The organism is Bradyrhizobium sp. ORS 111 (assembly GCF_045571485.1).
In the GTDB taxonomy this organism is placed as follows: domain Bacteria; phylum Pseudomonadota; class Alphaproteobacteria; order Rhizobiales; family Xanthobacteraceae; genus Bradyrhizobium.
Map to the genome: position 1 here is coordinate 5,529,411 of NZ_CP120701.1, position 20,612 is coordinate 5,550,022.

Consider the following 20,612-nt stretch of genomic DNA (forward strand, 5'->3'; position numbering starts at 1 on the left):
GCGACCGGCGATGATGCCGCGCCAGGCACCGCATTTCGCCGCACCGTCCCCGCGCCAGGCTCCCCATATCGCCGCACCGCGCGTCGCAACGCCGCGGCCCGAAATCCGTCGTGAGGCCATCCCGCAGCGCCAGGCTCCGCGTATCGCCACGCCATCGCGCCCGAGCCCGCCGTCGCGCTTAAGCGAGCGGCCATCGCCGGCGGAGCGGGTTCAACAGCAGGCGCAGCAGCGCCAGCAATTGATCCAGCAGCGCCAACAGACGGCGCAGGAACGGCAGCGCGAGGCGCTCACGCGCCAGACCGCGGAGCGGCAGACCCGGATCGATCGGCTGCAGCAACGCGTGCAGCAGTTGCAAGCGCAAAAGGTTGAAGGCGCGCGCGCGCAACGCACCCACGACCGGACGCTGCAGGCGCAGAACCGCTTGCTGCAGCGCGAGCAGCAGGCCCAGCAAGCCGATCTTGCTCGCCAGCAGCGATTGGGGCTGGCAGCGACGACGGTCGGGGCTGCCACCGCGGCCACCGCCGCAACGCAGGCGGCCCAGCGCGAGCGATTTGCCGCACGGTTCCGCGAGCAGGCAGGCGCGCAAGCCCAGGCCGCGCTTGCCGCGCGCCAGGGCGGCTGGTCGCCCCGGCATGCCTGGCGGCGCGGCCACCGCGCGGTGTTCATCGCGTGGGTTGGGCCGGTGTTCTGGCCTTATGCCTATTCGGACATTTTTGACTACACGTTCTGGTCTTATGGCTACGAGCCCGGCTATTGGGCCTACGCCTATGACGGCTTGGTCGACACGGTGTTCTGGGACACCAACAGTCCCTACTCCGCCTATGCCAGCATCAACCCTGGCGATTATCCGGCGACCGCAGGCCGCACGCGGTCCCGTCAACGCGCGGAGACCGGCGCGTCGCAGGCGATCAAGCAGCTATGCGCGGAGCCCGACAAGGGCGTCACGGCCTGGCCGCTGGACGACATCACGCGGGCGGTCCGGCCGAACCAGGAGCAGCAGGCCCTGCTCGACGACTTGAAGACGGCCGCAGCGAAGGCCGCCGATGTCTTCAAGGATTCCTGCACGGACAGCTATGCCTTGACGCCAACCGGCCGCTTGCGGTCGATGCTGAGCCGCATCAGCGCGACGCTCGAGGCCATCAAGATCGTGCGGCCCGCGCTGGAGAATTTCTACAACTCGCTCAGCGACGAGCAGCAAGCCCGCTTCAATGCGCTCGGTCCCAATGTCGGCGAGCGTTCGCAGCAACAGCAGGAAACGACCGCACAATCCGGAAACTGCGGCGATTCGAAATCCGACCTGGCTCAACTGCCGATCAACAGAATCGAATCTTCGCTTCATCCGGCGGGCAAGCAGAAGGACGCGCTCGACCGCTTGAGCGATGCGACCAGCAAAGCCATCGCGGACCTGCAGGCGGCCTGCCCGAACGATGTGCCGCTGACGCCGGTCGGCCGGCTGGAGGCGATGCAGAACCGGCTCGAGGCGATGCAGAAGGCCGCCAAGCTGATCGAGCCTGCGCTGGACGAGTTCTATGCCTCGCTGAGCAGCGAGCAGAAAGCACGCTTCAACACGCTGCAGCAGGTCGCCAATCCCTGAGGCGCCGGCCTGCTATCCGGACAGCCGGATGCGCCCGCGCGATGCCGGTCCCCTATCTTGCCTTTGCCACCGCCGCGCAGCAATGTTTGGCATTGGCATCCTGATGCCATGCCGAATGACGGGACAGGAATGAAGCGTGGTTGGATGAACATCGGTGAGCTGCGCGAGCGCTGGGGCGATTCCTTGCTGACGGTGCTCACTGTTCTGATCGTCATCATGATGTTCGTGGTGGCCCCGCTGCAGGCGCTCGGACTGTTCGAATTCCAGGTCTTCGAGCTGCTGTTGGCGCTGTTCCTGGTTGCAGGCGTATTCCTGATGTCGGGCAGCGCATTCGCAATGGTCGCGATGCTCACCGCGCTCGCGATGATCGTGGCCGGCGCGATCCTGCGCCTGCACGCACCTTCGATCCTCGACCTCAATCTGTTCGCAGGGGCCTGGCTGCTCGTCGGCGTCACCATGGCGGTGACGGTAGCGCGCGCAACCTTTGCGCCCGGACGCGTGACCTATCACCGCGTGATCGGCGCGATCCTGCTCTACTTCACGGTCGCGGTGATCTTCGCCGCACTCTATACCTTCATCGGCACGCTGGTGCCGACCGCGTTCTCAGGCATGAAGATCGCGGACAGTCCGACGCTGGCAAGCCAACTGATCTATTTCTCGTTCGCCACGCTCACGACCACAGGCTATGGCGACGTCGCGCCGCTGCATCCCATCGCGCGCAGCCTGTGCAATGTCGAGGCCATCTTCGGCCAGCTCTATCCTGCAACGCTGCTGGCGCGTCTCGTCACGCTGGAGCTCGCGCACCGGGATCGGGATTCGTAACGCACAGCTCCATCACCGCCACTGCGAGCCAACGGGTCGCGCGAACGCGCGCCCGATGACAAGCTCCGCGAAGCAATCCGTCGCGCCACAAAATGGAGAGATGGATTGCTTCGTCGCTTCAGCGCCAAATTGCTCTGCAATTTTGTCGCGAGCTCCCCGCAGTGACGGTTTCCTATACCGCCGTCCGGTGCCGTTCGATGCAGGTCTTCAACACCTCATCGATCGGCTTGCCCCACCAGTCGTCGGAGAAGATCTCGATCTCCGAATAGCCGGCAAAGCCCTGCGCTTCCACCGCTGCGCGAACCGATTTGATGTCGATCACGCCGTCGCCCATCATGCCGCGGTCGTTGAGGATGTCCCTGGTCGGCACCAGCCAGTCGCAGACGTGGAAGGCGAGCAGCCGATCCTTGCCGGCGCGCGCGATCTGAGCGTTCAGCTCCGGGTCCCACCAGATGTGATAGACGTCGAGCGCGACGCCGATCGCGCCGGTGCGGCCGGGATCGAGCGCATCGCAGAGGTCGAGCGCCTGCTTCGTCGTGTTGACGCAGGCGCGGTCGGCGGCATAGGCCGGATGCAGCGGCTCGATCGCGAGCGGCAGCTTCGCCTGCCTGGCATAGTCCAGCATCTCGGCGATGCCGTCATGCACCTGCGCCCGCGCCGCGGCGATGTCCTTCGACGCCGCGCTCCCCGGCCGTGAATATTGCGGCAGGCCGCCGACCACCAGCACGATGCAGGAGGCGCCGAGCGCCGCGGCCTCGTCGACTGCGCGGCGGTTGTCGTCGCGGACCGCGCTGCGGTGTGCGGCGTCCGCGGTGAACATGCCGCCGCGGCAATAGCCTGTTAGCTCGAGCCCGGCGTCCTTCACCGCGCGCACGGCACGCTCGAGCCCGATGCTCGCAACCTGGTCGCGCCACGGATCGATGGCGCGGATGCCGTGACGTGCGCAGGCCTCGATGATGGCGACGAGATCGCCCTGCTTGCGGACAGTGGCCGTATTCAACGACAGCCAGCGATGATCGTTGGAAAAGTCGCGCATCAGGCGTCGATGCCGCGCGTGGCGAGGATCGTCGTCATCCGGCGCGTCGCCACGTCCGGATTGGCGAGCAGCCCGGCCTTGTCGGCGAGGCGGAACAGCTCGGCAAGATGCAGGGTCGAGCGCGCGCTCTCCTGTCCGCCGACCATCGTGAAATGGTCCTGGTGCCCGTTGAGATAGGCCATGAACACGATGCCGGTCTTGTAGAACCGCGTCGGCGCTTTGAAGATGTGCCGCGACAGCGGCACCGTCGGCCCCAGCACGTCGTGGAAGCCGGCCTCGTCGCCCACCGCGAGACGCGACAGCGCGTAGGACGCGGCCGGCGCGATCGCATCGAAGATGCCGAGCAGCGCGTGCGAGAAGCCCTTGTCGTCACCGGCGATCAGTTCGGCATAGTTGAAGTCGTCACCGGTATACATCTTGACCCGCGGATCGAGCCGCCGCCGCATGTCGATCTCGCGTTGCTTGTCGAGCAGCGACACCTTGACGCCGTCGACCTTCGCCGCGTTGGCGTTGATGATCGCGACCGCGGTGTCCATCGCCCTGTCGAGATCGGCGGTGCCCCAATAACCCGCTAGCGCCGGATCGAACATGTCGCCGAGCCAGTGGATGATCACGGGCTCGCGCACCTGCGCCAGCACGCGGTCATAGACCCTGGCGTAATCCTCCGCACTCTTGCCGAGCTTGGCCAGTGCGCGCGAGGCCATCAGGATGATGCGGCCGCCGGCCTTCTCGATCGCCCCGATCTGCTCCTCATAGGCGCGGATCACATCGTCGATCGTCTTGGCATCCTCGACCGCGAGATGATCGGTGCCCGCGCCGGAGAACACCAGCGCGTTGCCCCTCGCCTTTGCCGCCTTCACCGAACGCTGGATCAGTTCGAGCGAGGTCGCCCAGTCGAGCCCCATGCCGCGCTGCGCGGTGTCCATCGCCTCTGCGACGCCGAGGCCGAGATCCCAGACATGCTCGCGGAACGCGATGGTGCGGTCCCAGTCGATCGCTGCCGTCAGCCACGGATCGACGTCGGCGCGCGGATCGGCCACCACATGCGCGGCCGAGAACGCCACGCGGTTGAGTGTGCCTTCGAGCTTCGCCGGAAAGCTCCGTGATGTTGCGAGGCGATAGCTCTCGAGGCGGCCATCGGCGGTCGGCAGCTTCAGCGACAGGGATGATTTCGGCAGGACCTGCTTGTTCATGACGAAGTCCTCATCTCAGACCACGATCGGCGCGACGTCGATCCAGCGCCGCTCCTTCCAGCTCTTCAGCGCGCACTCGGCGAGCTGCACGCCCTTGGCGCCTTCGAGCAGCGTATACTTGTAGGGCGCATCCTCGCAGACGTGGCGGATGAACATCTCCCACTGCTCCTTGAAGCCGTTGTCGTAGACGACGTTCTCTGGGAGCTTCTGCCAGTCGGCGTAGAAGTCGTGCAGCCGCTTCTCGTCCGGATTCCACACCGGCCGCGGCGTCGCCTGGCGCGCCTGGATCATGCAGTCGGTCAGGCCCGCAACCGCCGAGCCGTGGGTGCCGTCGACCTGGAAGGTGACGAGGTCGTCGCGATAGACGCGCGTCACCCAGCTCATGTTGATATGCGCGATCACGCCGCCCTTTAGCCTGAAGGTGGCATAGGCGGAATCATCCGCGGTCGCCTGATACTTCCGGCCCTTCTCGTCGTAGCGCTCAGGGATGTCCGTGGTCCCGATGCAGACCACGCTCTCGACCTCGCCGAACAGATTGTCGAGCACGTAGCGCCAGTGGCACACCATGTCCAAAATGATGCCGCCGCCGTCCTCGGCGCGGTAGTTCCACGACGGCCGCTGCGCGTCCTGCCAGCCGCCCTCGAACACCCAGTAGCCGAACTCGCCGCGCACCGAGAGCATACGGCCGAAGAAGCCGGAGTCGCGCAGGAAGGCGAGCTTCTTCAGGCCGGGCAGGAACAGCTTGTCCTGCACGGTGCCGTGCTTGACGCCCTTGGCATTGGCGAGCTTCACGACCTCGACCGCCTCTTCCAGCGTGGTCGCGATCGGCTTCTCGCAATAAACGTGCTTGCCGGCGTTGATCGCCTTGGTCAGCAGCGACGGCCGCGCCTGCGTGGTCGCGGCATCGAAGAACACGGTGTCGCCCTTGTCGGCCAGCGCGCGGTCGAGATCGGTGGTGGAGCGCTCGATGTTGAAGCGCTTCGCCAGTGCGGCCACCTTCTCGGCGTCGCGGCCGACAAGGATCGGATCGGGCATGATGCGGTCGCCGTTCGCGAGCAGCACGCCGCCCTGGTCGCGGATCGCGACGATCGAGCGGATCAGGTGCTGGTTGAGCCCCATTCGGCCGGTGACGCCGTTCATGATCAGGCCGAGGCGTTTGGTCGTCATAGTGCTTGCTCCTGCGAAACGCGTGGGGTTGGCCGCTTGAGCGGCTGCATGGTGGACCAGTCCGGATGAACCGAGCTGGCAAAGCCCGGGGTGGTCAGCGATCCCGTCAGGAGATCACCGTCGTGGATCGCGAGGCGCACCTTGCCGCCGTCGCGGGTGTAGAGATCGGGATGTGCCGCGAGGAAGGCGGCCGCCTCCTCGGCTGGCGTCTCGGCAAAGCCATCGACATAATGGTGCCCGTTGCGCTCGGCATGGCCGACGCCGATCAGCGCGCCGAGCGCGAGATCCTGCTGCACGGCGAGCCCGGTCTGGCAGGTGAGGTCCTCGCCGCTAACGAAATACGGAGTGCCATCCGCGCTCCAAGCCGCCGCACGCGTCGCGTTGATGATCGCCTTGTAGATGCCTTTGCAGGATTTCGAAGAGATGCCGCGATAGCCGAGCGCGCGCGCCGCCGGGAATGCGTCATAGGAATCGTCGGCCTCGTCGATGATGAAGCTGCGCGCGGCGAGAGCGCCGAGCGGCGAGGCTTTGGTGATGTCGCGCGGCATCGGCTGCTCGATATAGAGCAGGTTCGCAGTGATCGGTGCCAGCGCCGCATCGTGGTCGAGCCGGTCGACCAGCGCATTCAACACGTCGAGATCGGCATACTGCTCATTGGCGTCGAGCGTGACCTTGGTGACGTGAGGCAGCCGGGCGAGCTCCCTGCCGATCCGCGCCAGGCGCGCCGCGTCATGCGCGGGATCGCCGTTCAGCTTGAGCTTGAAGTAGCGCGCACTGGCGTTTTCCTTGGGATCAGCGACACCGCCCTCCCCTTCGATTGGGTCATCCATCCCGACCGTATGCCTGACCGCGACGCGGTCAAGCCGCCGGCGGCTCGCAAGGAAGCGCGCAATCGCGGCGTCATCGAGATCGGGCGTCAGCCGGGCATCGATGCCGGCGATGTTGGCGGCCATGCCGTCGAAGACGCTGAGCCCGGCGGCGCGCAGCAGCGCATCCAGGATCGCCTTGTCGATCTCGGCCGGGCCATAGGCTGCGGCAAGCGGCGGGATATCGTCCTTCGTGCACGCCGCCATCTGCGCGCCAGTGCATCTGGCATGCAGGCCAAAGGCGGTGTCGAAGTCCTTGCGCGAAAGATACAGCTCGCGCGCGATCAGCAGCGAGCGGCGGAGCGCGTCCACCGTTTCGTCGGGCGTCAAATGCGGCCGCTTGTCGAACCATTTCGGCGCCATCATCTCGGCGCTGGCGCCAGTCGCGCGCCCTTTGCCCTCCACCTCGATCTCGACCCGCACGAACATCTGCGCCGCCGCATTGATCGTGACCGCGCCAAAGCGGAACGGCCGGGCGAAGGCGACCGGACGTTCGAACAGGGCGATATCGCGCACGGCGAGGCGAAGCGGCATCGAAGGCTCAACGCATACGCTTGATGTTGTCGGATCGAGCTGATTCCGCACGCACGACCTCTCCCCGCCGGAGAGAGGTCGGCGCGAAGCGCCGGGTGAGGGGGCGCAGGTCCACCGAGAGAGCGAAACCCCTCACCCGGATCGCATCTTGCGATGCGATCCGACCTCTCCCACAAGGGGAGAGGTGGACCGTGGATGCGGCAACAGCGTAGAGCAAATCTGGCTTCCCTAATCCAGCGAACCCTGCGTGAAGAAGTGCTTCCGGATCTGCTGCACCAGTTCGGTGAAGATCGGATCGGACATCGAATCCAGCGAGCGCGGCCGCGGCAGCGGCACGTCGTAGATCGCGGCGATCGCGCCGGGCCGCTCGGTCATCACGAGCACGCGGTCGGCGAGGAACACGGCTTCCGGAATCGAGTGTGTAATCAGGAGTACCGTCTTGCCGGTCTCGCGCTGGATCCGCATCAATTCGACATTCATGCGCTCGCGCGTCATAGCGTCGAGCGCGCCGAACGGCTCGTCCATCAGCATGATCTTGGGATCGTGCACCAGCGCACGGCAGATCGAGGCGCGCTGCTGCATGCCGCCGGAGAGCTGCCAGGGCAGCTTCTTCTCGAAGCCCTCGAGCCCGACCAGCTTCAGCAGCTCCTTGGCGCGGTCGAGATATTTGCCGCGCGGCAACTGCTTCATGTCGATCGGCAGCATCACGTTGGAGAGGATGTTGCGCCAGGGCAGGAGCAACGCGTTCTGGAACACGATGCCGACATTGCCGTGCGGCCTGGTCACCGGCTCGCCGTCGACCAGCACCTCGCCGGTCGTCGGCGGCAAGAGCCCTGAGATCATCTTGAGCAGCGTGGACTTGCCGCAGCCGGACGGACCCACCACGACGAAGAACTCGCCGTCATTGATGGTGAAGTCGAGCGGCCGCAGCGACGGCACATCGCCGTCGCGCGACCGGTAAGTCTTCGAGACGCCGGAGAGCGTGATCCCCGGCGCCGCGCCCTCCGCGCGGCCCGACACCAGGCGCAGATGTGCGGCTGGTTGGATGGGCTCAGCGGGTCTGGTTGCAGGATTCATCGCGCCCCTCTCCTCCGTCGTCCCTGCGAAAGCAGGGACCCATACGCCGCGGCTTCTCGTTCGGGCACGCGAGCAGAGACCTTCCGCACCAATCAACTCCGGTGGTTATGGGTCCCTGCTTTCGCAGGGACGACAATCGGTATCTATGGTTCACGAGCCACTCTTCGGCAGATAATCATTGGTGTAGAAAGCCTTCGGATTGTCCTTGGCCTTGGCGTCGAGACCGCCATACTCGACCATCAGATTGACCGACTCCGTCATGTTCTGGTCGGTGACTTGGAACGGCCGCTTGGTCTGGGTCTCGGGCGTACGGTAGAGCGGGATCGTCAGCTCGAAGCCTTGCGTCAGCGTGTCGATCTTGCCGCCCTTCGGGTTGGCGTCGAGGATCGATTGCGCGGCGGCCTTCGGATCCTTCTCGGCGGCTTCCACCGCCTTTGTGGTCGCCGACATGAAGCGGCGGACCAGATCGGGATTGGCCTTCACATAGGCGGTGTTGGCGATGATGCCCGAGGACACCATGTTGATGCCGTAGTCGGCGAACTTGATCGGATAAACGTCCTTGCCGGTCGCATCCTTGATCTTCATCGACTGGTCCATGACATAGCCGAGCAGGAGATCCGCCTGGCCGTTGATCACGGCGTTGAGCTTGGTCTGGCCGTCACCGGCCACGGTGTGGAAATCGCTTTCCTTCAGGCCGGTCTTCTTCAGGAACAGCGGCCAGATCTGCGTCATCGAATCCGCCGGCGTGATCGCGACCGTCTTGCCCTTGATGTCCTCGGGCTTGCGGATGTTCTTGTCGGCGAGGCTCATCGCCGACATCGGGCTGGTCTGCAACAGCACGCCGGTAGCGATGACGGGCGCGCCCTTCACCGCCGCGCGCATCATGGTGGGAATATCGACATAGCCGAAATCGGCCGTCTTGGCAGCCACCGCTTGCGTCGTCGCTGCCGAGCCGCGGCCTTCCTGGATCTCGAGATCAATGCCCTCGGCGGCATAGATGCCCTTGGCCTTGCCGTAATAGAACGGCGCGTGCTCGCCATAGACGTACCAGTTCAGCATCAGCACGACCTTGTCGGCGGCGGCTGCCGGCATGATCGCCGAGATGAACCAAGCCAGCGTCGCAACAACTGCGATGATCAATCGCATCACGTTTTCTCCCTGTTTTTCGTCATTGCGAGCGGAGCGAAGCAATCCACTCTTCTGCTTGTGGGGCCATGGATTGCTTCGCTCGCAATGACGACGGCTCTTGTCGTTGTGTAGTCCTACGAAGCGAAGATGATGTCGTCGCGCTGGCTGACGTGCCAGGGGATCACCAGCCGCTCGATGCGGTCGACGATCCAGAACAGGATCACGCCGAGCAGCGCCAGGATCACCAGCGCGGCGAACATCGTCGGCAGATCGAATGTGCCGATCGAGCGCTGCATCACATAGCCGATGCCGGAATTGGAGCCGACGAACTCGCCGACGACGGCGCCGACCACGGCAAGCGTCACCGACACTTTCAGGCCGGAGAAGATCGCGGGCATCGCATGCGGCAGGTTGACGGCGCGGAACACCTGGAAGCGACTGCCCTGCATCGCACGCGCCAGATCGACCATGTCGGGGTCGACCGACTTGAAGCCCTGCACCGCCGAGACCACCACCGGGAAGAAGCCGAGCAGAAACGCCGAGATCACCTTGGGAATGATGCCGAAGCCGAACCACACCACGAACAGCGGCGCGATCGCGATCTTCGGCACCGACTGCGAGAACACCAGCAGCGGATAGACGTAGCTCTCAACCGTCTTCGAGCCCGCGATCAGCATCGCGACGGGAATGCCAAACAGCGCCGAGAGCAGGAAGCCGCAGATGGTCGCGTAGGTCGTCGGCCAGGACTGCTGCAAAAGCTCCGGCCAGTCGCTCCAGAGCACCGCGACGACGTCGCCGGGCGACGGGATCTGGTAGGCCGGGATGTGAAACAGGCGGATCGAGAGATCCCACGCCGCCACGATGACGACAAGGAACAGGAACGGGCGCACCCACGCCGCATTCAGCACCTTCGATACGCCTGAAGGGCTCTTCGCCTCCGCCACGTCACGCTCCCTGGATCGCTGTTCTTCGTGGCTGAAATTAACCCGTTGGATAAATACTGTCCAGACCCGTCGCGTGGCGAAATCCCACGACTTTCGTCAGGCGATAATTTTACCGGTGATGATCCGGAGCCCGGATGGAGCGCAGCGCAATCCGTGACCGCGCCATCCCCGCGGATCGAGTTTTCCCGGATTGCGCTGCGCTCCATCCGGGCTCCGAGGTGAAGACTCACGCGCCGTCATTGCAATGACGAACGGCGGCCAACTCCCAGCCTTACATCGCCTGATGTACCGGCTGCAGCGCCGGCATCTTCGCCTTGCCGAACGCGGCCGTGGACTTGCCGGTCAGCGCCGCCAGCACCAGCGCGATCATGTGATCGAGACGCTCGTCACGCGCCTCCTTCCTCAGCAAGTCGCGGCCGAAGATGACGCTGAGCGTCGCGCTGTTGGAGAGATAGAAAAACGCCAGTCCGGCGATCGAGATATAGAGCTGCACCGGATCGACCGCGACGCGAAAGTCGCCGCTCTCCACCCCACGCGTCACCACGGTGCGGATCATCTCGACGAACGGCGAATGCATCGACTTGACCTTGGTCGAGCGCTTCAGATGCCTGGCCTTCGACAGGTTTTCCGTGTTCAGCAGCGCCAGGAACTCCGGATTCCGCAGAAAATAGTTCCAGGTGAAATCGATCAGCCGCGCGATCGCCTCAGGCGGATCGAGGTGCTCGAGATCAAGCGTGCGTTCCTCGGCGCGGATCTTCTCGTAGGCGCCTTCCAGCACCTCGAGATAAAGATCCTCCTTGTTGCCGACATGGTAGTACAGCATGCGCTTGTTGGCGCCGGCCATCTCCGCGATGCGGTCGACGCGTGCGCCGGCGAGGCCATGGGCGGCAAATTCCTGCTTCGCGGCCTCGAGAATGCGCAACCGCATTCCTTCGGGGTCGCGCTGCCATTTCAATATTCGCTTTGCCTTGGCCAAAATCGATCGCTCAGTGATGCTGAATGTATGAATGTAGCACGGCGCGCAGGGTTTGAGAATGAATGTTGTGATGATCGTGGGTGAAAGTCCAAGCAGGCCTGACGCCTAGCGCCCGCACATGCGGAGCAATGGATTGCTTCGTCGCTTCGCTCCTCGCGATGACGGCCGGAGACATCGAGCGAGGCTTACTCCCAGCGTCGTCCTGGCGAAAGCCAGGACCCATTACCACAAATGCTCATCGTTGTGCGATGCTGGAGCGACGAGTGCCATTCACAACAAAAGCCGCAGCGTATGGGTCCCGGCCTTCGCCGGGACGACGGCACGTGAACTGCGCGGGCTAGACCTGGACGACCGTGACGCGGCTCGACAAGATCGCCTTCCTCACTCCGCCTTCGACGGCTGCACCAGCAGCGTCGGCACGCCGCAGGTGCCGCTGCGCACCGTCATCACCCTGGTGCTCGGCTTGCGGCCGGTGCGCACCTCGGAGACATCGACGCCGGCGGCAACCAGCCGCGCATGCGTGGCGTCGATGTCGGCGACGCGCCAGCAGATGCCGCGCAGCCGGTCGGCCGCATCGGCCTCGGCTTTGCCGGGCTTGTGCGTGACCTCGACGATCAGATCGCCGCAGCGGAAGAACATCAGCCGGCCCCAGTCCGGATGCGAGCGATCGAGCGCCATGTCGAGCCCGAGCCGGGCACCATACAGCGCGGCGGCGCGTTCCGGATCGGCGGTCGAGACCACCACATGGTCCATCGCGGTGATCGAGGCGGGCGTCGTGCGCACCGACAGCGGCCGCTCCTTCGCCCGCTCCAGGAAGAACATGCGCACGCCCCGTGTCGCATCGGTGGCCGCCCGCGTGCGTCGCCACGACAGCACGGCGCCGCTGGCCTCGTCACGGCTCTCCACCTCGGCGATCGGCTCCGGCTTCAGCGCCAGGCGGTCGAGCCGGCGCTGCATCTTGGCAATATCAACGGTGCGGAAACAGAGGCTCGCCAGCCCTTCGCCCTGCGTGGCGAGTGCGCTGCGGACATGCTGGGCGGCGGCGTCATCGCCGCGCGGCGCCATCAGTTCCAGCGTCGTGTTGTCGAGCGTGAACAGCACGCGATCCGCGCCGTCGCCGCTGTTGCGCCAGGCGGGCGCGCGAGCAAACAGCGTCTCATAGGCGGCGCTGGCAGCAGCGATATCGCCGGTCAGGACGACGACGTGATCGAGACTGCTGATCATGGCCGCCGCCTCCCCGATTCTGCCGTCATTGTGTTCTCCTTACGCCGCAACCCGGAACCGTGGAGCGCGGCCGGCCGTTATGCCGAATGCCAAAACGGCCCTCAATCCGCGCACCCGCGTCATCTCTACCCGCAAACCAGGCAGGTTTGCGAATATTTTCAGCGATATCGGCCGACCAGCAATGCTAATCTGGAACACCGGCCGGGATCACAGCAAGCCACGACGGAAAGCGAATGCAGGCCCTCTTCATCGGACAGACCTATATCGACGTCACCTTCATCACCGACCACATGCCGACAGGCGACGAGAAGCACGTCGCCGACCGATATGCGGTGTCGTTCGGCGGCAATGCCGTGACCGCGGCATTCTGCTGCGCCAAGCTCGGCATCCAGCCGGACCTGATTGCGACCATGGCCAATGATTGGCTGGGGCGGATGTTCTGGGACATGGCCGACCGGTATGGCATCTCGTTCCACCCCCGCAAGGTCAACTCCTCCTCGCTGTCCTTCATCATGCCGAAGGACGGCAAGCGCGCGATCGTGCGCTGCCGCGACGACCAGCACATCCACCCGTTTCCGCTGCTCAACCTGAAGGGCTGTCGCGCACTGCACATCGACGGCCATCAGCCGGACGCCGCGATCCACTATGCCAAGCTCTGCCGTGAGGACGGCATTTTGACCTCGCTCGACGGCGGCGGGTTGCGGACCAACACCCATGAGCTGCTGCAATTCATCGATATCGCGATCGTCGCCGAACGTCTGTGCGAGCAGATGGACAAGACGCCGGAGCAGATGCTCGACTATCTCAAGGGCCGCGGCTGCCGCGTCGGCGGCATCACCATGGGCGAACGCGGCCTGCTCTGGTATGACGAGGCGGGCGTGACGCGCACCCTGCCGGCGCTGCCGATTTCGCGCACGCGCGTGATCGACACCAACGGCGCCGGCGACGTCTTCCACGGCGCCTACATCTATTCCTATCTCGCCGATCCGACCAAAGCCTGGCGCGAGCATTTTGAGTTCGCCCGCGCGGCGTCGACCTACAAGATCCAGAGGCTCGGCAACGAGGCGGGCTTGCCGACGCTCGCCGACATCGAGGCGGTCAGGCGGGAGTTTCGTGCCGCGGTCTGACGCGGCTGAATGGAGCGAGGCATGGGGCGCGTCTTTGTCGCCGGCAGCATCAATATGGACGTGGTGGCCACCACGGAGCGCCACCCGCGGATCGGCGAGACCGTAGCCGGTGACGCCGTGCTCTACTTCCCCGGCGGCAAGGGCGCCAATCAGGCCGTGGCGTCGGCCAAGCTTGGCGCACCGACCACGCTGGTCGGCCGGCTTGGAGCAGATGCGTTCGGGCAGGAGCTGAGAACTTTCCTCACTGCGCAAGGCGTCGACCTCGCCTTCGTCAAGGACACGCCCGGCGCCCATTCCGGCACCGCGATCATCACCATCGCCAATGCCGACAACACCATCGTGGTGGTTCCCGGCGCCAATGCCAAAGTCGATGCTGACGACGTCGCAGCGCCTGCCCTCACCAAGGGCGACATCGCGGTCAGCCAGTTCGAGATCCCGCTGCCGGCGATCGCATCTTTCTTCGCACGCGCCCGCGCCGCCGGCGCCACCACAGTCCTCAACCCGGCGCCCGCGCAAAAGGCGGACGCGTCGCTGCTCAATCTCGTCGATATCCTGATCCTCAACGAGACCGAGCTCGGCCTGCTCGCCGGTCTGGAATTGCGCGACAGCGACGCACCGGCGCGCTTCGCCGAAGCGGCACGCGCCCTGGCGCCCGACAAGATCGTCTGCGTCACGCTGGGCAAGCGCGGTGTGCTGGCGCTGGTCGAGCGCGAGCCGCTGCTGATTCCCGGCCGCGAGGTCAAGGCCGTCGACACCACAGGCGCCGGCGATTGCTTCGTCGGCGCGCTCGCCTCGCAACTCGCCGCCGGCAAGAAACTGCGCGATGCGCTCACCTATGCCAACGTCGCCGCCTCGATCTGCGTGCAACGGATGGGCGCCGCGCCGTCGATGCCAACGGCGCAGGAGGTGGAGGACAGCCTCTCTCCACGTCGTCGCGACGAAGATGCGTAGGGTAGGCAAAGGCGCGCAAGCGCCGTGCCTACCATCAAGCACTGTGCTCGTGATGGTGGGCACGCTACGCTTTGCCCACCCTACGCGCTACCGGATTACGCCAACGCGCTCTTTAGATCGAAGCTCATATCCCTCGCCTGCTCCGGCGTGATCGAGCCGCCTGCGCCGAGCAGCCGCCGGCCGAACATATGATCGCCGGCGCGGTTGACCGATTCGATGCCGAGCAGCGTGTCACCGCGATAGCAGATGCGTAGGGTGGGCAAAGGCGCGCAAGCGCCGTGCCCACCATCAAGCACTGTGCTCGTGATGGTGGGCACGCTACGCTTTGCCCACCCTACGCGCTACCGGATTACGCCAACGCGCTCTTCAGATCGAAGCTCATATCCCCCGCCTGCTCCGGCGTGATCGAGCCGCCTGCGCCGAGCAGCCGCCGGCCGAACATGTGATCGCCGGCGCGGTTGACCGATTCGATGCCGAGCAGCGTGTCGCCGCGATAGCAGAACGCGGAGAACTGACCCTGCGCACGGTCACCGCGCACCACGACGCGGTCGTAGCCCGTGGTGAGACCGGCCATCTGCAGCTTGTCGGGGCCCTGGTCGCTCCAGAACCACGGCAGGCCGTCATAGACCTCCTTCTTGCCGGTCAGCCGCGACGCCACGCAGCGCGCATGGTCGGTCGCGTTCTGCACCGATTCCAACCGCAACGATCCGCCGAACCGCTTGCTGGTGTAGAGCGCGCAATCGCCGATCGCCGAGATGTTGGGATCCGCGGTCGCCAGATATTCGTCGACGATGATGCCGGAGGCCACCGGCAGCCCGGCCTCCGCGGCGAGCTCGACATTCGGCAGCACACCGACGCCGACCACCACCAGATCGGCCGGAACGTGCGTGCCATTGCTCAGGCTGACGCCGGTGACGCTGGCACCATCGGCCTCGATGCCGGTCACTTGCACGCCGAGATGAATGCGAATTCCGGCAGCCGTGTGCCGGGACTGCGAGAACTCGGAGATCTCAGCAGTCACGGCCCGCGCCATCACCCGCGAGGCCAATTCGACCACGTCGACCTCGAGCCCTTTGCCGCGCGCGGTGGCGGCGAATTCGAGCCCGATGAAGCCGGCGCCGATGACGACGACGCGCATGCCGGGCGCGAGCAGACGGCGCAGCGCCTCGCTCTCGTCGAGGGTGCGCAGATATCGCACCGCCTCGAGCTTGGCGTTCGGAATATCCAGCAGCCGGTTCCGCGCACCGGTGGCGAACACCAGATGGCCGTAGTCGAGCGAGTTGCCCGAGGTGAGCGTCACTTTGCGCGCATGACGATCGATCGCATGGGCGCGATCGGTGATCAGCTCGATCCGGTTGTCCTGGTAGAACTTGTCGGGCCGGAACATCAGGCTGTCGGGCCCTCCGGTTCCCTTCAGATAAGCCTTCGACAGCGGCGGCCGCTGGTACGGCAGGTGCCCCTCGTCGTTGAGCAGGACAATGCGCTCGGCGAAGCCGCCCTGGCGCAGCGACGCGGCGAGCTGGAAGCCGGCGTGCCCCGCGCCGACGACGATGACCGCACCCGTTGTCATCGGAACAACCCAGATACGCGCGAGCAGGAGTGACCCATGCCGTTTTCCTCTCCGTCGATGTTTAGCTTGCTTGCCCCGTCCCCACAGCGCTCGTGTCTGCGTACCGAAGGCGGCGCCATTTGGCCTCATGGCTCGCGCCGGCGCAAGGGGGTCTCTGCCAAATCGGGGGCCGAAACGCTCCCGGGCCGGATTGCCACCGGTCGCGCCAGGGCCTTAAATGGCTGGAAACGACGAGCCCAAGGTCCTTGATATGCCCGCCTCCGCCGCCACCCCCACCCCCGAACCCGCCCTGCTCCGAATTGACGGCGCCATCGCCACCATCACGCTGAACCGGCCGGCCGCGTTCAACGCGATCGACATGTCGATTGCGAAGAGGCTCGAGCAGCTCGGCGCGCAAGTCGAGGCCAACAAGGACGTCCGCGTGCTCGTGATCGAGGGCGAAGGCCGCGCCTTCTGCGCCGGCGGCGACCTGCAGACCATCGGCGCGGCCGCCGAGGCCAACACGATCGCGCCCGTCGTCGGCGAGATGCTTCAGCACTATCACGCTTTCATCACTACGCTGCGGCGGATGCCCAAGCTGGTGCTCGCGAGCGTGCATGGCTCGGCGGCCGGCGCCGGCCTGTCGCTCGCCTTCGTCGCCGACCTCTGCATCGCTGCCGAGGATGCCCGTTTCACGCCGGCCTACGCCAAGATCGGCGTCTCGCCGGATGGCGGCGGCACCGTGGGCCTTGCCGCCAGCGTCGGTCCGCGGCGCGCGTTGCAGATCTTCCTCGCCGAGGACAGCTTTACCGCGCAGCAGGCCCAGCAGTGGGGGCTGGTCGCCAAGGTCGTGCCGGCCGTCGAGCTGAAGGCGGCCACGCGGGAATTCGCACTACGGCTGGCGCAGAACGCGCCCGCCGGCCTTGCCGCCACCAAGGCGCTGATCCATCAGGCGCCGACTACGTCGATCGAGGCACAGCTCGACGCCGAGCGCGACGCAATCATCGGCTGCATGAACACGGAGGAGTTCCGCGTCGCGGTGAAGAAATTCACCAGCAAGTCGAAGTAAGGGGCCAGCTACTTGCCCTTGGCGCGCATGAAATCGAAGTCGCAGCCCTCGTCCGCTTGCAGGATCGTCTCGTTGAAGAGATGCGCATAGCCGCGCTTGGCCCAGCCCGGGGTCGTCGCAGGCGCCAGCGCGGCGCGACGCTTCTGCAATTCGGCTTCATCGACCAGGAGGTCGATGCTGCGCTTGGCGACATCGAGCCTGATCATGTCGCCGCTCTTCACCAGCGCCAGCGGTCCGCCGACCGCCGACTCCGGCGTGATGTGCAGCACGATGGTGCCGAATGCAGTGCCGCTCATTCGCGCGTCCGAGATGCGGACCATGTCCTTGACGCCGGCCCGCGCGAGCTTCTTCGGAATCGGCAGGTAGCCCGCCTCCGGCATGCCCGGCGCGCCCTTGGGACCGGCGTTACGCAGCACCAGCACGTCGTCGGCCGTCACTTCCAGCGCGGGATCGTCGACCCGCAGCGTCATGTCCTCGACGGATTCGAACACCACGGCGCGTCCCGTATGCTGCAAGAGCTTCGGACTGGCCGCCGACTGCTTGATCACGGCGCCGCGCGGGGCAAGGTTGCCGTGCAGGATCGCCATCGCGCCCTCGGACTTGATCGGATTGGCCTTGGGACGGATCGCATCCTGGCCCGGCACCTCCTCCGCGCCGGCAACGACCTCGCGCAAGGTCTGGCCGGTGATGGTTCTGGCGTCGAGCTCGATGAGATCGCCGAGCTGCGCCATCAGCTTCGGCACGCCGCCGGCGTGATGGAAATGCTCCATGTAGTGCTCGCCAGACGGCTTCAGGTCGACCAGCACCGGCACCTCGCGGCCGAGCTTGTCGAACGCCTCGAGATCGATCTTGTGGGGCGTCCGGTTGGCGATCGCGGTCAGATGAATGAGCCCGTTGGTCGAGCCGCCGATCGCCTGCATGACGATCTGGGCGTTGCGGAACGAGGCGGGGGTGAGGATCTCGCTCGGCTTCGGTCCCTTGGATTTCGCCATCGCCGCCGCGACGCGGCCGCTGGCTTCCGCGGATCGGAAGCGTTCGGCGTGCGGCGCCGGGATCGTCGCGCTCATCGGCAGCGACAGCCCGAGCGCCTCCGTGATGCAGGCCATGGTCGAGGCCGTGCCCATCACCATGCAGGTGCCGACCGACGGCGCGAGGCGGCCATTCACCGCTTCGATCTCGTTGTCGTCGATCTCGCCGGCGCGATACTTGGCCCACAGCCTGCGGCAATCGGTGCAGGCGCCGAGCACCTCGCCCTTGTGATGGCCGACCACCATCGGCCCGACCGGAATGACGACGGTCGGCAGATCGGCGCTGACCGCCGCCATAATCTGCGCCGGCAGCGTCTTGTCACAGCCGCCGATCACGACCACGGCATCCATCGGCTGCGCGCGGATCATCTCCTCGGTGTCCATCGCCATCAGGTTGCGCAGATACATCGAGGTCGGATGCGCGAAGCTTTCCGCGATCGAAATCGTCGGGAACACGAACGGCATCGCGCCCGACAGCATCACGCCGCGCTTCACCGCCTCGATGATCTGCGGAACATTGCCGTGGCACGGATTGTAGTCGCTGTACGTGTTGGTGATGCCGACGATCGGGCGATTGAGCGCGTCGTCCGAATAGCCCATCGCCTTGATGAAAGCCTTGCGCAGGAACAGCGAGAAACCGGCATCGCCATAGCTCGTCAGTCCCTTGCGAAGTCCGTCAGCCATGTTGCAGTTCCCGTGGTTGTTTGCCGCACTAAAGGAGTCGAGGGAATTGTTGTCAATACGCGATGAGTTAGTGCCGAATTACGCTTCACGCGCCGCGATCGTCTCGCACGCATGGCCAACGAGAAAAAGCCGCATTGGCGGAATACGTGCCCCGCTAATGGCAAAGGAGACCGCAATGCGCCGATGGCTTTTCTTGCTTGGGTCGTTCGCCGCGTCCCTCGCATTTCCGGGACTTGGCAAAGCGGCCGACGCGCGTGCGACGCAGCTCGCCTATGAACCCTGGACCAAGGTATGCCTGACTCAGGCGAGCTGCTTCGTCAGCGCCAGCGCCCGCGGCCAGTGCTCGCCGTCGGGCGGCACCATCAGCGTCTCGCCGCAAAACAGCAAACGCGTGCTTCTGACCGCGAATGTCGCAACACGGACCATGCTGGAAGGCGCGATCAGCCTCCGGATCGACCAGGACGATCCGATTCGGATCGCGAAGCCGCATTGCTACACCCTGGGCTGCGGCGGCACGTACGAAGCCGACGGCGAGCTGGTCACGCGGCTGAAGCATGCACAAGCGGTGACGATGGAAGCAAAGAGCTTGACGGGTCAGACGATCAACCTCTCGTTTCCGCTCACCCACTTCGCCCAGACCTTTGACGGGCCCGGAAACCCGCAAAGCGCAAAGCAGGCTCCCCCGCAGCTCCCGTCATGCGAGGACTGATTATTTCTTCCAGTCGATCACCCTTCCCTTGTCGCCGTCGAACTCCATGCTGCAGAACGAGCCGCCCTGGTAGAAGTCGCCGACCGGATCCGGCGGCAGCTTGGCCTGCTCGGCCATCGCGTGCTCGCGGAAATCCTCGGCGCGGCCGGTCGGACGATAGCCGAGATCGTAGGCGCGGTGGTTGTCCCACCACGCGCGCTCATTGTAGGAGGCGCCGTAGAAGATCTCGAAATGGATGTCGGGGTGATCGAGCCCGATGCGACAGAGCTGCACGAGATCGTCAGGTTTGAGCCAGATCGAGAGCCGCCGATGATCGAGCGGCTGCTCGCCGAAATTGCCGATCCGGATGCAAGTGACCTTGAGCCCGTGCTTGTCGGCATAGAGCGCGCCGACCGCCTCGCCGAACACCTTGCTGACGCCATACCGGCTGTCCGGCCGTGCCGTGACGTCGGTGCCGATGCGGTGATGGCGCGGATAGAAGCCGACGGCGTGATTGGACGAGGCGAAGATCACCCGCTTGACGCCCTTCTTCCGCGCCGCCTCGAACAGATTGTAGCAGCCGATGATGTTGGATTGCAGGATCGAATCCCAGGGGCCCTCGACCGAATAGCCGCCGAAATGCAGGATGCCCTCGACGCCCTCGCAGATCGCCTCGACCTGCGCGAGGTCGGCAAGGTCTGCGGCCTTAAACTGCTCGTTCTTGCCGAGATCGCTCGGCGGCTTGATGTCGCTCAACAGCAGGTCCGGATAGATCGGCGGCAGCAGCTTGCGCAGGCTGGTGCCGATTCCACCCGACGCGCCGGTCATCAATATGCGTGGCATTCCGTCCCTCGTTCTTCGCGGTCGCCGCGGCCGAATTGCGGTCGCAGGCCGACAATGATAGCAAACCAGTCGCCCAAGGAAACACCGGCAAGACACCACAACGAGAACAGCA

General features: G+C 65.4%; 19 protein-coding genes and 1 pseudogene. 6 read left to right on the forward strand and 14 right to left on the reverse strand.

Annotated elements, in window-relative coordinates:
* Positions 1-178: 178 nt before the first annotated feature.
* Positions 179-451 (reverse strand): hypothetical protein, encoded by a 273-nt coding sequence (locus P6U30_RS25585; protein ID WP_407165642.1) that lies wholly within the window; start codon positions 449-451, stop codon positions 179-181.
* Here P6U30_RS25585 and P6U30_RS25590 point away from each other — a divergent pair.
* A complete protein-coding gene (locus P6U30_RS25590; RefSeq protein ID WP_407165643.1) occupies positions 422-1,594 on the forward strand; it encodes a Spy/CpxP family protein refolding chaperone in 1,173 nt (390 codons plus the stop codon). The genes P6U30_RS25585 and P6U30_RS25590 overlap by 30 nt on opposite strands.
* Before the next feature lie 129 nt (positions 1,595-1,723).
* Positions 1,724-2,416 (forward strand): ion channel, encoded by a 693-nt coding sequence (locus P6U30_RS25595; protein ID WP_407165644.1) that lies wholly within the window; start codon positions 1,724-1,726, stop codon positions 2,414-2,416.
* Positions 2,417-2,588: 172 nt separating this feature from the next.
* On the opposite strand, the gene P6U30_RS25600 is transcribed toward P6U30_RS25595, so the two are convergent.
* The 9 genes from P6U30_RS25600 to P6U30_RS25640 form a co-directional block, all read right to left on the reverse strand.
* Positions 2,589-3,452, reverse strand: coding sequence for a sugar phosphate isomerase/epimerase family protein (locus tag P6U30_RS25600; protein WP_407165645.1), 864 nt, complete (start codon positions 3,450-3,452; stop codon positions 2,589-2,591).
* A complete protein-coding gene (locus P6U30_RS25605) occupies positions 3,452-4,645 on the reverse strand; it encodes a dihydrodipicolinate synthase family protein (protein ID WP_407165646.1) in 1,194 nt (397 codons plus the stop codon). Before P6U30_RS25605 ends, P6U30_RS25600 begins: the two co-directional genes overlap by 1 nt.
* A 15-nt stretch (positions 4,646-4,660) precedes the next feature.
* Positions 4,661-5,812, reverse strand: a complete 1,152-nt coding sequence (locus tag P6U30_RS25610) for a Gfo/Idh/MocA family protein (RefSeq protein WP_407165647.1) — start codon at positions 5,810-5,812, stop codon at positions 4,661-4,663.
* Positions 5,809-7,212: a hypothetical protein gene (locus tag P6U30_RS25615; protein ID WP_407165648.1), complete on the reverse strand. Its 1,404-nt coding sequence runs from the start codon at positions 7,210-7,212 to the stop codon at positions 5,809-5,811. The genes P6U30_RS25610 and P6U30_RS25615 overlap by 4 nt, the downstream gene beginning before the upstream one ends.
* 228 nt (positions 7,213-7,440) lie before the next feature.
* Positions 7,441-8,289 (reverse strand): ABC transporter ATP-binding protein, encoded by an 849-nt coding sequence (locus P6U30_RS25620; protein ID WP_407165649.1) that lies wholly within the window; start codon positions 8,287-8,289, stop codon positions 7,441-7,443.
* A 150-nt stretch (positions 8,290-8,439) separates the two neighbouring features.
* Positions 8,440-9,438, reverse strand: a complete 999-nt coding sequence (locus tag P6U30_RS25625) for an ABC transporter substrate-binding protein (RefSeq protein WP_407165650.1) — start codon at positions 9,436-9,438, stop codon at positions 8,440-8,442.
* Positions 9,439-9,551: 113 nt separating this feature from the next.
* Positions 9,552-10,361 carry an ABC transporter permease gene (locus tag P6U30_RS25630; protein WP_407165651.1) on the reverse strand — a complete coding sequence of 270 codons (810 nt, stop codon included), beginning with the start codon at positions 10,359-10,361 and terminating at the stop codon, positions 9,552-9,554.
* A 271-nt stretch (positions 10,362-10,632) separates the two neighbouring features.
* On the reverse strand, positions 10,633-11,337 hold the full coding sequence (locus tag P6U30_RS25635) for a TetR family transcriptional regulator (RefSeq protein ID WP_407165652.1): 705 nt from the start codon (positions 11,335-11,337) through the stop codon (positions 10,633-10,635).
* Positions 11,338-11,718: 381 nt separating this feature from the next.
* A complete protein-coding gene (locus P6U30_RS25640; RefSeq protein WP_407165653.1) occupies positions 11,719-12,561 on the reverse strand; it encodes a VOC family protein in 843 nt (280 codons plus the stop codon).
* 233 nt (positions 12,562-12,794) lie between these two features.
* Between P6U30_RS25640 and P6U30_RS25645 the strand changes: the two genes are divergently transcribed.
* Both P6U30_RS25645 and rbsK read left to right on the forward strand, forming a co-directional pair.
* Positions 12,795-13,688 (forward strand): sugar kinase, encoded by an 894-nt coding sequence (locus P6U30_RS25645; protein ID WP_407165654.1) that lies wholly within the window; start codon positions 12,795-12,797, stop codon positions 13,686-13,688.
* A 21-nt stretch (positions 13,689-13,709) separates the two neighbouring features.
* Positions 13,710-14,639: a ribokinase gene (gene rbsK, locus P6U30_RS25650; protein ID WP_407165655.1), complete on the forward strand. Its 930-nt coding sequence runs from the start codon at positions 13,710-13,712 to the stop codon at positions 14,637-14,639.
* 95 nt (positions 14,640-14,734) lie between these two features.
* Here the strand turns inward: rbsK and P6U30_RS25655 are convergent.
* Positions 14,735-14,884, reverse strand: a pseudogene (locus P6U30_RS25655) (oxidoreductase C-terminal domain-containing protein); the annotation flags it as partial.
* A gap of 104 nt (positions 14,885-14,988) precedes the next feature.
* A complete protein-coding gene (locus tag P6U30_RS25660) occupies positions 14,989-16,209 on the reverse strand; it encodes an NAD(P)/FAD-dependent oxidoreductase (RefSeq protein ID WP_407165656.1) in 1,221 nt (406 codons plus the stop codon).
* Between the two features lie 250 nt (positions 16,210-16,459).
* Between P6U30_RS25660 and P6U30_RS25665 the strand changes: the two genes are divergently transcribed.
* Positions 16,460-17,257, forward strand: a complete 798-nt coding sequence (locus P6U30_RS25665; protein ID WP_407170539.1) for an enoyl-CoA hydratase/isomerase family protein — start codon at positions 16,460-16,462, stop codon at positions 17,255-17,257.
* An 8-nt stretch (positions 17,258-17,265) separates the two neighbouring features.
* Here P6U30_RS25665 and P6U30_RS25670 read toward each other — a convergent pair whose 3' ends face one another.
* Entirely contained in the window at positions 17,266-18,969 is a 1,704-nt protein-coding gene (locus tag P6U30_RS25670) for an IlvD/Edd family dehydratase (protein WP_407165657.1), read from the reverse strand.
* On the opposite strand from P6U30_RS25670, the gene P6U30_RS25675 reads away from it, so the two are divergent.
* Positions 18,968-19,678 carry an invasion associated locus B family protein gene (locus tag P6U30_RS25675; protein WP_407165658.1) on the forward strand — a complete coding sequence of 237 codons (711 nt, stop codon included), beginning with the start codon at positions 18,968-18,970 and terminating at the stop codon, positions 19,676-19,678. The two genes, P6U30_RS25670 and P6U30_RS25675, sit on opposite strands and share 2 nt — an antisense overlap.
* On the opposite strand, the gene P6U30_RS25680 is transcribed toward P6U30_RS25675, so the two are convergent.
* Positions 19,679-20,500 carry an NAD-dependent epimerase/dehydratase family protein gene (locus P6U30_RS25680; RefSeq protein ID WP_407165659.1) on the reverse strand — a complete coding sequence of 274 codons (822 nt, stop codon included), beginning with the start codon at positions 20,498-20,500 and terminating at the stop codon, positions 19,679-19,681. It abuts the gene before it with no gap.
* Between the last annotated feature and the right edge of the window lie 112 nt (positions 20,501-20,612).

Excerpts from the sequence above, each read along its gene's own strand:
- P6U30_RS25595 (WP_407165644.1), top strand. The coding sequence starts at position 1,724 with ATGAAGCGTGGTTGGATGAACATCGGTGAGCTGCGCGAGCGCTGGGGC.
- P6U30_RS25600 (WP_407165645.1), bottom strand. The coding sequence starts at position 3,452 with ATGCGCGACTTTTCCAACGATCATCGCTGGCTGTCGTTGAATACGGCC.
- P6U30_RS25605 (WP_407165646.1), bottom strand. The coding sequence starts at position 4,645 with ATGAACAAGCAGGTCCTGCCGAAATCATCCCTGTCGCTGAAGCTGCCG.
- P6U30_RS25610 (WP_407165647.1), bottom strand. The coding sequence starts at position 5,812 with ATGACGACCAAACGCCTCGGCCTGATCATGAACGGCGTCACCGGCCGA.
- P6U30_RS25615 (WP_407165648.1), bottom strand. The coding sequence starts at position 7,212 with ATGCCGCTTCGCCTCGCCGTGCGCGATATCGCCCTGTTCGAACGTCCG.
- P6U30_RS25620 (WP_407165649.1), bottom strand. The coding sequence starts at position 8,289 with ATGAATCCTGCAACCAGACCCGCTGAGCCCATCCAACCAGCCGCACAT.
- P6U30_RS25640 (WP_407165653.1), bottom strand. The coding sequence starts at position 12,561 with ATGATCAGCAGTCTCGATCACGTCGTCGTCCTGACCGGCGATATCGCT.
- P6U30_RS25645 (WP_407165654.1), top strand. The coding sequence starts at position 12,795 with ATGCAGGCCCTCTTCATCGGACAGACCTATATCGACGTCACCTTCATC.
- rbsK (WP_407165655.1), top strand. The coding sequence starts at position 13,710 with ATGGGGCGCGTCTTTGTCGCCGGCAGCATCAATATGGACGTGGTGGCC.
- P6U30_RS25660 (WP_407165656.1), bottom strand. The coding sequence starts at position 16,209 with ATGACAACGGGTGCGGTCATCGTCGTCGGCGCGGGGCACGCCGGCTTC.
- P6U30_RS25665 (WP_407170539.1), top strand. The coding sequence starts at position 16,460 with ATGCCCGCCTCCGCCGCCACCCCCACCCCCGAACCCGCCCTGCTCCGA.
- P6U30_RS25675 (WP_407165658.1), top strand. The coding sequence starts at position 18,968 with ATGTTGCAGTTCCCGTGGTTGTTTGCCGCACTAAAGGAGTCGAGGGAA.
- P6U30_RS25670 (WP_407165657.1), bottom strand. The coding sequence starts at position 18,969 with ATGGCTGACGGACTTCGCAAGGGACTGACGAGCTATGGCGATGCCGGT.
- P6U30_RS25680 (WP_407165659.1), bottom strand. The coding sequence starts at position 20,500 with ATGCCACGCATATTGATGACCGGCGCGTCGGGTGGAATCGGCACCAGC.